The organism is Ihubacter sp. rT4E-8 (assembly GCF_049852125.1).
Lineage (GTDB): Bacteria > Bacillota > Clostridia > Peptostreptococcales > Anaerovoracaceae > Senimuribacter.
The window spans coordinates 1822919-1834533 of record NZ_CP187532.1; the positions used below are offsets into that span (position 1 = coordinate 1822919).

Annotated in this window: 10 protein-coding genes and 1 tRNA gene; 1 reads left to right on the forward strand and 10 read right to left on the reverse strand. The window is 44.1% G+C overall.

Translation table 11 applies throughout. The annotated features are described in order from the left end of the window. Nucleotides 1-45 precede the first annotated feature (45 nt). Nucleotides 46-1512, reverse strand: coding sequence for a Na+/H+ antiporter NhaC (gene nhaC, locus ACPW7J_RS09055; protein WP_425755043.1), 1467 nt, complete (start codon nt 1510-1512; stop codon nt 46-48). 607 nt (nt 1513-2119) lie between these two features. After that, nucleotides 2120-2195, reverse strand: a tRNA-Arg gene (locus ACPW7J_RS09060). Nucleotides 2196-2368: 173 nt separating this feature from the next. Between ACPW7J_RS09060 and ACPW7J_RS09065 the strand changes: the two genes are divergently transcribed. Next, a complete protein-coding gene (locus ACPW7J_RS09065; protein WP_425754989.1) occupies nt 2369-3340 on the forward strand; it encodes a DDE-type integrase/transposase/recombinase in 972 nt (323 codons plus the stop codon). Nucleotides 3341-3451: 111 nt separating this feature from the next. On the opposite strand, the gene ACPW7J_RS09070 is transcribed toward ACPW7J_RS09065, so the two are convergent. The 8 genes from ACPW7J_RS09070 to ACPW7J_RS09105 form a co-directional block, all read right to left on the reverse strand. Next, on the reverse strand, nt 3452-4330 hold the full coding sequence (locus ACPW7J_RS09070) for a YitT family protein (RefSeq protein ID WP_161875109.1): 879 nt from the start codon (nt 4328-4330) through the stop codon (nt 3452-3454). Then, nucleotides 4320-5669, reverse strand: coding sequence for a DNA methyltransferase (locus ACPW7J_RS09075; RefSeq protein WP_425755044.1), 1350 nt, complete (start codon nt 5667-5669; stop codon nt 4320-4322). The genes ACPW7J_RS09070 and ACPW7J_RS09075 overlap by 11 nt, the downstream gene beginning before the upstream one ends. Beyond that, the gene (locus tag ACPW7J_RS09080) at nt 5599-7446 is read right to left on the reverse strand and encodes a YgiQ family radical SAM protein (RefSeq protein ID WP_425755045.1); all 1848 of its coding nucleotides are present in this window, start codon (nt 7444-7446) and stop codon (nt 5599-5601) included. Before ACPW7J_RS09080 ends, ACPW7J_RS09075 begins: the two co-directional genes overlap by 71 nt. Nucleotides 7447-7500: 54 nt before the next feature. Then, nucleotides 7501-8589 (reverse strand): BMP family lipoprotein, encoded by a 1089-nt coding sequence (locus ACPW7J_RS09085; protein WP_425755046.1) that lies wholly within the window; start codon nt 8587-8589, stop codon nt 7501-7503. Nucleotides 8590-8642: 53 nt separating this feature from the next. Continuing rightward, complete coding sequence (locus ACPW7J_RS09090) at nt 8643-9278, reverse strand: NUDIX hydrolase (protein WP_425755047.1); 636 nt, start codon at nt 9276-9278, stop codon at nt 8643-8645. Nucleotides 9279-9348: 70 nt separating this feature from the next. Then, nucleotides 9349-9771 carry a hypothetical protein gene (locus tag ACPW7J_RS09095; protein ID WP_161875104.1) on the reverse strand — a complete coding sequence of 141 codons (423 nt, stop codon included), beginning with the start codon at nt 9769-9771 and terminating at the stop codon, nt 9349-9351. Between the two features lie 88 nt (nt 9772-9859). Continuing rightward, nucleotides 9860-10879 (reverse strand): 23S rRNA (adenine(2503)-C(2))-methyltransferase RlmN, encoded by a 1020-nt coding sequence (rlmN, locus tag ACPW7J_RS09100; protein ID WP_425755048.1) that lies wholly within the window; start codon nt 10877-10879, stop codon nt 9860-9862. A gap of 138 nt (nt 10880-11017) precedes the next feature. Then, the gene (locus tag ACPW7J_RS09105; RefSeq protein WP_425755049.1) at nt 11018-11587 is read right to left on the reverse strand and encodes a hypothetical protein; all 570 of its coding nucleotides are present in this window, start codon (nt 11585-11587) and stop codon (nt 11018-11020) included. Nucleotides 11588-11615 lie beyond the last annotated feature (28 nt).

Sequence of the window (11615 nt, forward strand, 5' to 3'; positions counted from 1 at the left end):
TAAGAAGGACAAAACTAAGTCCCTACTTATCATTTTTGAAGCTTCTTATGCTTCCAGCGCCTTCAGCGCATCCTCTCTATCTTCTTCTCTCTGCTTCAAAATTTTCTGGTACTCTTCTTCGGACATCTTTGTCATCGAAATACCTGTAATACCATAGAAAAGAGATACCAGTGGATTCAACCAGTTCAAAATTGCGTATGGTATGTAACCGGAGCCTACGCCGAGGAAACTTCGCATCGTAGCACCACAGGTATTCCACGGAATAAAGTTCGATGTAATCGTACCCGAATCTTCCAGACATCTGGAGAGATTTTTCGGTGCAAGACGCATATCTTCAAAAGCTTCCTTATACATTCTTCCCGGCAAAATGATGGCAAGATACTGGTCTGAACAAAGTAGGTTTACAATGAAACAAGAAACCAGTGTAACTGCTACCAGACCGCCTCGCGTACCCTTTGCCAATTTCAAAAGCGCTGCGGCCAGTGTTCCCATGATTCCAGTCACATCTACAATTCCGCCAAAGACCATTGCGCACATAATCAGTGAAATCGTATTCATCATACCCTGCATGCCTCCAGAAGAAAGCAAGCCGCCCAGCTTCTGAATCATCAGGCTTGCATTTTCTGGAACTTCCGTAGTCCATCCATAGTTAGGAATAGAGAAAATACGAATCATCAAATCCGAACCCTGCGTCATCAGAAACGGAATGCCCAAGACAACGCCTCCCAAAAGGGCTGGCAACGCAGGCAACTTCAATGCTACCGCTACGATAACAAAAAGTGGTGGAATCAAGTAGATAACCCCTACTTTAAAATTATCTGTAATAAATCCTAAAATTTCATCCACTGTACTCATATCAGCGCTACTGCCCCCATGAGTAAAACCCATAACAAGGTATGCAACCAGTGCAATTATAAGAGATGGTCCTGTAGTGAAAATCATATGTTTAATATGTTCAAACAGCGTAGATCCCGCAACGGCAGGCGCCAAATTAGTTGTATCAGAGAGTGGTGACATTTTGTCGCCAAAATATGCGCCAGATACAACCGCCCCTGCTGTCATCGCGGTAGGAAATCCTAAGGCCGTGCCTACCCCAATCAGTGCTACACCCATGGAGCCTGCAGTAGACCAGGATGAACCAGTTGCAAGAGATACAATAGAGCACAGCAGACAAGCCGTAAACAGAAAAATTTTTGGTGAAATAACTTTAATACCAAAGTACATCATGGAAGGCACTACACCACTGGCCACCCACATGCCCAGCATCAAACCTACACAACCGAGAATCAGAATTGCCTGCATGGTTCTATTGATTGCTGCTAAAATACCCTTCTCCATGTAGGCCCACTTCCAGCCGTTTATGGCTGCGATAATGGCTGCGAAAGCGCCGCCCAAAAGCAGTGCGAAATGCGCTTTGTCCTCGTTAGGGTCCACCATAATAGATAGATACAAAAGTATCAGCAGAACAACCATAACTAAAAGGCACTGCCACATTGGAATTTTTTTACCCATAAAAAGTCCTCCTAAAAACAAATACAAATGTAATAACGTCTTGATAATACTTGTAGTTTTACTTGCTACGTATCATCAACACAATTACATCATAATTCAGTTATTTCTGCAATTTAACTTTCGTTTTTTGTATGTTAACCTTCGTTAACAAAGGCAAGAACCCTTATATAACAAAAGGAACTGCTTCTACATTTTCGTAAAATCCAGTTCCTTATCTGGTTGGATGGCCTCAGCTGCTTCCATATTGAAACTCTGTCCTCTATGTGATATGGCTATCTGAAAACCCCTTTTGCTTTCTCTCCTCCCAAATCATGCAGAGCTCAAAATTCGCAGCGGCTTTCTAAGCGAACGATAAATCAGACTTTTTCGTTCAGATGTGATATAATGAATCAGGTTGGTCATTTTGTGCCAAAGAGCTCTCTTGCTCGAAATAAATACTTAAAATTTGTTTCGTTCAACAGATGATCTCATGAACGATATTTCCTACTTTTTCCTGTTTTAAATAAATAGCGAAATAAAACTGAAGCACTTCACCCTCGCGCCTTTTCAGGTTCGATTCCTTCCTTATTCTATGCGCACGCAAAAACGGCTGGCAAAGCCAGCCGTTTGGTGCGCCAGACAGGAATCGAACCTGCGGCCTTCACATTCGGAGTGTGCTACTCTATCCCCTGAGCTACTGGCGCATAACGTAGATATTATACCATAAAACAACATCTATGGGAAGTATAAAATAACAAATCTGCTAAAAAAGCTGTAGAGTTACAATTGATGTGACACTTGCCTTTGGAAAAAGACGATAGGATCTGTTAGAATGTTAATCACCACAAAAAACATATCTGAAAGGAACCCTATCGTCATGAACAGTATAACACAAACTCAACGATATTTGCCACATGAAATTTCTACCCGTTTTTACGCAGTGAATCTTTATCGCAGCGGTCAGTCCGTCGCCTTTGTCTGCAGGCGCTACCATATATCTAAATCTTCCCTTATGCGCTGGAACAAACGCTTTGATGGTACGAAAGAGTCCCTTATGGATCATTCTCACAGACCCAAAACGCCTCATCCTTCTTCTCATACCACTGAGGAACTCAAGTGGATTCGTGATTTGCACAGACGCAATCCCCACGCCTCCGTCTGCGAAATCTATGGAAAATTACGTACTTCCAAAGGGTATCGCAGGCATCCCGGCTCTCTTTACCGTGTATTTTCTCGGCTAGGGTATACCAAGCAAAAAGTGACTCCCACTAACAAATATACTCCAAAGCCTTATGCGACTCCTCAGGCTGTTGGTGAAAAGTGGCAGATGGATGTGAAATATGTGCCCTCTGCCTGCTATACTGGCTCTATGCCTGACAAATTTTATCAATATACAATCATAGATGAAGCTTCCAGACAGCGCTTCCTCTACCCATATAAAGAACAGAGTTCTTATTCTACCGTTAATTTCATAAAGCGCGCTATCCAATTCTTTGGATATACACCAAAAATGATTCAAACGGATAATGGCGCTGAATTTACTTATCCAAAAGACTACAAAAAACTACATCCGATGGATAAACTCTGTGATGAACTTGGCATTACCCACAAGCTGATTCGTCCACGCACACCAAGACACAATGGCAAAGTAGAACGCAGCCATCGATTGGACCAGGAGCGATTTTACAATTACCTGTATTTCTACTCCTATGAAGATTTAAAAGTGCAGATGCTCCGCTATCTAAAACGTTACAACAACACCCCTAAACCAGTCCTTGGGTGGGCTACACCTTTGGAGAAAAGGGCATCTTTAGAATTGCATTCTCATGATACCATATCGTCAAATTGATGCTCCCTTTTTGGTGTCACATCATTGACAAAACAACAAAAATAACAAATCTGCTAAAAAAGCAATATACCGCCACCATACGGACCAAAAGCGCAGCGCCGTTCGGCGCTGCTATTCTTCACGATTGATACTACTGAATCCTTTACCGCTTCCCCACACAGTCTCTACATGTAACACCGTGACAAAAGCGCTGGGATCAATAGAAGCCAAAAACCGCTTCAGCAGCATGCTCTCCCGTGGAGAACAAAGAACTACCAGCTCCTTTTTCGACTGTCCCGTAAACTCGCCTACTGCAGTCCTGCTGGAAACGCCGCGATTCAGATCCTTCATAACAAAGGCCACGGTTTCCTCAGGCTTTACCGTTAAAATATTGACCTGTACGATCTTTGTCTCAAAGCCGTACATGATGAAATCTACCATCTTAGAAGCAATAAACTGCGTCACCAGCGCGTATAAAGCGATATTCCTGCCATAAATGAATGCAGAAATTACAATGATGCCAGCGTCTAATAAAAGCAGTATTTTGCTGATATCCACCTGGGGCATCAGCTTTTTCTTAATAATCTTAGCAATGGATTCCGTGCCGCAGAAAGCATATCCTCTCCAAAAAACGATCCCATTGCAAACGCCGGAAAACACGCCGCAAAAAATGGCGGCCAGAATCACATCCTTTTCCTCAAGGAGCTGAAAATCAAACAGCTCCAACGCAAACAGAATCGCCGGATATAATAAGGTTACCACCAAAACCTTCTTAGCCTCGCGAAAGCCTATGGTAAAGATGACCACCAGCAGGATCAAAAAAGCGCCTGCATAATATGCTAAAGAAAAATTGATATCCACAAAATACTGCAAAATTCTTACCACACCAGTAAGACCCCCACTTGTCAAACCGTTAGGTATCATTACTGCCGTAGTGGCAAAAGCGCCTACAACACAAGCAAGCACCAGAAAAAAAGAGTCAATCAATACAGTTCTTCCTCTATCCTTCATACTCCATCCTTTCATAAGTGAAATTACCAAATATATCCACTACTTTCACTCGTATACGGCACGGACCATCCGCAATCTTCTCGCAAAAGTCCGGCAGATCACCCTTTGTTCGCGTTAAAACCAGATCGGGCCGGTGTATACCGTCCGCATCGTTGAATTCAAAATCCACACTCCACGACGACACCATATCTAACGGCTTTTCTCGAGCGATTCTCCGCACGGTCTCCCGCATTTTCTCATCCACAGACTTTTCCAGTCCTCGTTCCGACAGAGACAACAGCCGCACACGCAGTAAAACCTTATCTGAGGCAGGAAACGGTTCAACCTCCAAACCAACCTTTACGTTAAGCCGCGATCCGCCATCCCTTTTTCCTGCTTCAAACACTCGAAAAGACGTATTCCCCTTTGCCAGACGGCCAATCGTACTCTCAACCGCCAATTCTCCAGCGTCACAGGCAATGAAGCGACGGTTCCTCGATGCTGCGACTGCTGCAAGGGTTCCGCTTCCGCAGAAGAAATCCGCGCAAAGATCTCCTTCCTTAGTGCAGCTTTCCATCATGCGTAAAAGCAGCTGCTCCGGCTTCTGGGTTGCATAACCCGTACGCTCAGAAGACGTGCGTCCCACCATATCGATATTCCACACATCCTTCATACCCACCAGCGTATACCATCCCACTTCATCCTTGTACTCCTTCACGCCCCTGAAATGATATGGCTTTAGCTGCCGGTTATAAGACTTCTCCTGCTGAGGAAAAAAATCATACTTTGCGTTCTTACTGTAGACCAGAATCGTATCATGCTTGCGTGAAAAGTGCCTCTTGCTCGAGCCGCCTGATTTGTACGTCCAGATAATCTCGTTCACAAAGTTCTTCTCGCCGAATATTTCATCCATAAATACTTTGACATAATGAGCCGCATGCCAATCCAGATGTACCCAAATCAATCCCTCCTCCGCCAGCAAATCACGCATCAGATACAGTCTGGCCGTCAACATCTTCAAATAGGACGACAATCCCTTTTCCCACTTGTCAGCATAAGCCAGATGGCGGATGTTCTCACCGCCGGCTTTGACCACAGCGTCATACTCTGCTTTCGAAAAGAATGGAGGGTCAATATAGATCATTTTAACCTTCCCCGCCATATCATATTCCGACAGAAGCGTTTTCATAACCTCTTTGTTATCGCCATGAATGACCATATTTTCCGCGTCATCTTGCGCGTCAAAGGGTTTCTGTCCCCACGTTATTTCTTCGATCAGGGATAACGGTTTACCCTTCGCGTTTTCGTACTGTCTTTTTCCTGCCTTTTTTATTCTGGTGAATTCGCTTATCAGGCTCATGTTTTTTTCCTCCCAGAAGCGTCGGAATCAAATCCTCCCGACCTGCCTTTTTTAACGCTTTAATGACGATATTCTGATTCTCTGGTTTGTTGTAATGAATCAGCGCCCGCTGCATCTGTTTTTCCGCCAGATCCTTGGCTACATAGACCGGTTTCATTGTAAACGGATCTTTCTCCGTGTAATACATGCAGGTTGCCAATGTAGCGGGAGTCGGGTAAAAGTCTTGCACCTGATCTGGCACAAAACCGTATTCCTTCAAAAACAGCGCTAATTCTACGGCGTCCTCCAGAGAGCTGCCTGGATGAGAACTGATCAGATAAGGTATCAGATACTGCTTTAATCCCAGTTCCCGGTTCACCTGCCGGTAACGCTTCGCAAAATCAAGGAAAATCTGCTTTTCCGGCTTTCTCATGTAGTACAACACCTTATCCGAAATATGCTCCGGCGCTACTTTTAATGTGCCGCTTACATGATATTTGCACAGCTCTCTCAAAAACGACGGATCTTTATCTGCCATAACATAATCATAACGAATACCGGAACGAATAAATACTTTCTTCACGCCCGGTACACTGCGTATGGCTCGCAAAACATCCAGATAATCGTTGTGATCGACGATCATATTTTTGCATGGATGAGGATAAAGGCAATCCTTATGCTTACAAACGCCGTTTTTCAGCTGCTGCTTACAGGCAGGACCGCGAAAATTAGCTGTTGGACCTCCTACGTCGTGAATATATCCTTTAAAATCCGGTTTCTCAATTAAACGCTGCGCTTCCCGGACCAAAGACGCCTTGCTCCTGCTCCTCACCTGTCTTCCCTGATGATAGGTCAACGCGCAAAAGCTGCATCCCCCGAAGCATCCGCGGCTGGATACTAAACTGAATTTTATCTCACGAAAAGCAGGAATACCTCCCGCCGCCTCATACATTGGATGCGCTTCATTCTCATATGGCAGCTCATAGATATCATCTAATTCCTGCTGTTCCAACGGAGGCTGCGGTGGGTTTACACATACCCATACCGTATCTGTATATCGCTCCATCAGTCTTTTGCCGTTGATATAATCGTTGCTGCGGTAAGTCATAGCAAAGCTTTTACAATACGCGTCCTTCGATGCCGCAATATCATCGAAATCCGGCAATCGTACTGTTTCGCCATCATCATCAAAGTCTGGCAGCCTGAAACAGGTTCCGCGAATCCATGTAATCTGTCTGATATCGATCCCTGCCTCCAGGGCTTCCGCTACTTCCACAACGGCGCGTTCCCCCATACCGTAGATCAAAAGATCTGCCTTCGCGTCCAGCAAAATGGAACGACGCACCTTATCACTCCAATAATCATAGTGGCCCAAGCGGCGCAAGCTGGCCTCAATGCCCCCGATGATAATCGGAACATCCTTATACGCTTCTCGCGCGCGATTGCTATAAACAACTACCGCCCGGTCCGGTCTGCCTCCGGCCTGTCCGCCCGGCGCATATTCATCAGTTTTACGCTTCCGTTTAAAAACAGAGTAATTATTAACCATGGAATCTACAGTCCCGCTGTTAATCAGAAAGCCAAGTTTGGGTTTCCCAAAACGCCTGAAATCTTCACAGCTATGAAAATCCGGACGCGCGAGAATCGCCACCCTATATCCACGGCTTTCCAGAAGTCTGCTGATAATCGCCGTGCCGAAGGAATGATGATCCACATAAGCGTCTCCTGTTACCAAAACGAAATCAACCTCATTCCATCCGCGGACTTCCATATCTTTTTTTGCAACCGGTAAAAACATATCGCTCCTTATCTAATCAAAACAGGACGGCCTTTCATGCGGCGGCCATCGCTCCTATTTCACTGTGACTTCAATAGAATGCAGATTTTTCTTTTCTATCAATCTATTCACTGATTTGGCGTCCGCCGGTTTCATCAATTTCACGCGTTTTGCGGAAAGCTGCCTGCATAACGCCTGATAGTCCTCCTGTGAGAAGACCTCATACCGGCTTTTATCCATAGAGATAGAAATTCCTTTTTCTCTAATTCCGAAGACAACTGTTTTGCCTTTCTGAAGTTCTCCCTCATAAAACGCCTCTAGCTGCTGATAAACTCCATTTCCATATTCCTTCACTACCGTTGCCAGAATATTCTTTGTCGAATTATTTACCTGTCCCGCGACAAATACATCAGCCCTCGCTATATCAGCTTCGACGGCCACAGAATCAAAAATGCTGTCTCCACAGGAAAAGATGATCGCCGTACCGTCCTGATACCAAGCTTCGGCCTCTCTCTGTACATCAGCGGCACGTTCCCCCTTCTCGAAGTATTTATAGCTGATATCAACATACCATCCCTTCTCTGATGCCGCTTGATTTGCTCCCTGAAGAAATCCATAACCGTACCGCTTCATTGGCGAATCGTTGCTTTCAGCCATGAATCCCAGCTCGCTATAACCTTCTGTTACGGCGCTGTACCCTGCCATATATCCGGCCTGCAATTCATCAAAAGTAATGGAAACGCAGTTTTCCGCAATATCTGTCTTGCCCTGATCATCCACAGGCTTTCCATCCACATAAAGGAAAGTGATACTCTCATACTGCCGCTGCGCTGCGCCAATCACCTTTTCAAAAGCATCTCCGCAGCAAACGATAACAGACGCGCCGGCTTCCGCTGCCTGATCAATCTGCATCAGACGGCCGTCGTCAGAATCCTCCTCCGGTTCGTAATATTTAAACGATTTTTCATGCTCCTCTGCGTACCGGCGCAAACCCTCCCATGCACGCTGCGTATTGCCTTCATCATCAATCGATACAGTTTCCGATTCTGTGATCATGGCAATCTCATATTCAGGGGCGTCCTGCGCTTCCTCCGCGCTGCCTCCGCAGGCTGTGGCGCTTACAGCCAAAAATACTGCAAACATAATTATAGCCAATCGTTTCATAGAGCGTTCTCCTTCTTATTTCTATTTATATTATACGGTAATACAACGGCTTTTTAAAGGCTTTTTTCTCTTTGATCATTCTCCATTACACGAAGCAGCTGTTCCGTAATTCTTGCCGTCAATCCCCATATGATTCTGCCCTCCACATCGTATATGGGAATATCCCAATCCCCAACTCTCCAAGGGTAATTCTCATCAATTCCGATCTTCTCAAAGGGGAAATCCTCACTGATCTCTGTATATATTTTCTCAGTCTGTATTTGCGGCTGATGTTTCTTAAAAGCATCCAGCGACACAAGAAAAATTTCATCCACTTCCTCAACTGCTAGGCGGGCGTTTTCATAATCCTGCAAGGATATTACGCCCATATAAGTGAACAGAGTATAATTGGCATAACCATAGAGAATATCGCCGGGGCCGATCATTTCCACCCGATCCGGAGCGATACCGATTTCTTCAAAGGTCTCCCGCAAAGCGCATTCCGCCGGTTCTTCGCCCTTCTCCACATGACCGCCCGGAAAGCAAATCTCTCCAGGCTGTGATTTCATAGTTTTAGCTCTCACCTCAAAAAGTAGATGGAGCTTTCCATCCCGTTCAACCAAAGGAACCAGTACCGAAAAAAAGCGGTGTTTACCGATAGGCTGCGGTTTCCTGTGACGGTATACCCGTCTGATATCATCCAGTGTCATGGCGTCTACTTCCCTTCTATGCAAAAAAATAAGGGGCAGGATTCTGCCCCAGTGTTTCCGATTGCTTCGATTAGTTCAGCACCTCGTATTCTGAGAAATCTACACCGATCATTTCTTCCTTTTCCGCGCTGAGACTAACCACAAAGTTCATGCCGTAATTCTTAGAAATGTTCTTCAGTCTGGTCAGGAACTCTGGAATGTCTCCCAGTGAGAAATCAGCATGCTTCAAAATGCTGTCAATATAGATCGTCTCAATATCGTGGTCAGAACTAATGATGCCGTAGATAAATCCTATGTATTCATCACTATTGGTAATATGTTCATATTCCTCCATACAAACGACTCTGATACGATACTTCAAATCATACATCAACCGTGAATTCTTATTAATAAAGATGATACTGCCGTTGCTTTTTTCGATCTCGTCATTAGCTAAGTCGATCATCTGTTTCGTCTTTCCTGTTCCTTTATGTCCAATTAATAATTTAACCATTATTATTGTCCTCCCGTTCTTTTGTTATTAGTGTTATTATACACTACGCGAGCAGTACATTCAATGTTTTTTTTATGAAACCGGCGTCCTATCTTTTTCCAAGACGCAGTTGTCCGCAAGCAGCGTCAATATCCGCGCCAAGTTCTCGCCTGACTGTAGCCGGAATTCCTTTATTTTCCAAAATGCTCTGAAACTCCTTAGCTCTGGCTCTGCTCACCGTATCGAATCCCGACTGGCTCACTTTATTCAAGGGTATCAGATTCACATGACACAGCATTCCTCGCAGTAGACGGCAAAGCCTATCCGCATCTTCATCACTGTCATTCACACCGTTGACCATAGTATATTCAAAGGTTATCCGACGTCCAGTCTTTCTCGTATAATCACGGCATGCTTCCAAAAGAACATCTACGGGATACTTCTTGTTAACCGGCATCATAGAACCACGAATCTGATCTGTCGTTCCATGGAGAGAAATGGCCAGATTGACCTGTGGAAAATCATCGCTAAACCGCTGTATCATTGGGACTAAACCGCAAGTAGATACCGTAATATTGCGCATGCTGATATTAAGACCGTTTTTATCATTGACAATATGCAAAAAAGCCGCTAAATTTTCGTAGTTATCAAACGGTTCGCCAGTTCCCATCACTACAATATGACGAATTTCTTCACCAGTATCACGCTGTGCTTCAAGCAGCTGAGAAAGGATTTCTCCTGGGGTCAAATCGCGTGCCAGACCTTCTCTGGTAGACGCACAAAACCGGCATCCCATCCTGCACCCTGCCTGACTGGATACGCAGATGGAATTACCATATTTATACTGCATGAAAACGCTTTCTATCGTATTTCCATCCTCCAGCCGAAAAAGATATTTTCTCGTTCCGTCATTCTTAGACCGCTGCACCTGCAGAACTTCCAGCCTGCCAATATCGCACTGTTCCGCCAGAAGCTGACGTAAATCCTTCGGCAAATTATTCATTTCATCAAAATCAGTAACGCCTTTATATATCCATTTAAAAATCTGCTTCGCTCGAAACTTCGGCTGTCCCAGACGAGCCATCAGTTCCTCCATCTCATAAAGCTGTAAATCCCGCAAGTCAACCATGCTGTATCTCCTATCTGCTTCTGTTCCCTTCACGACAACACACATATCTTATCGTTTCACGCTCTTTCTGTCAATAGAAAAAAGATAAAAGGACAAACCGCAGTCAGTCCGCGATTTATCCTTTTATTTCAAGAGCTTTTAAAAATATGAGGTTTTATGTATATGTACATACGTTCCGTTTCCATCGACTTCTGTTTCATTAAGCGGCAAGGTAAAAACTCCCATTCCATTTTTATTTTCTATGTCATTATACATTTCGATCACACTATCCGCCAGAAAAAATGAGCCGTTAACATCATATTCAATGTTGTTCTTATCTCTAACCCAATAAGCTATATTTCCAAAGAAGCTCTCATCCCTGTTCTCAAAACTCCTAATCTCCACTAATTTGATTTCACTTATTTGCCACTCATGATTCTCTCCCTGCGTAATGGCAATAAAATTTAATTGTAATTTATTATTTTCCAATGGAACAGATAGTATCCTATAGGAAGATAGGGTTTCATCAATTTGTGCTTTCTGAAAGCGCTTCTCTACTTCGTTTACCGCTAAACCGTTTAGCTTCGAATAGGCTTCAGTCAGCTCAGCATAACTCATTTCATTACTAGTTAACTGTTTAACTTCCTGCAGCTGATCCTCCTGCTTATCACAGCTGTATAAAACACAACTCGCTAAACAACATATAATTATTATTAGAATTTTTTTCATAATCTCACCTATTGAATTCTTTCTTTAT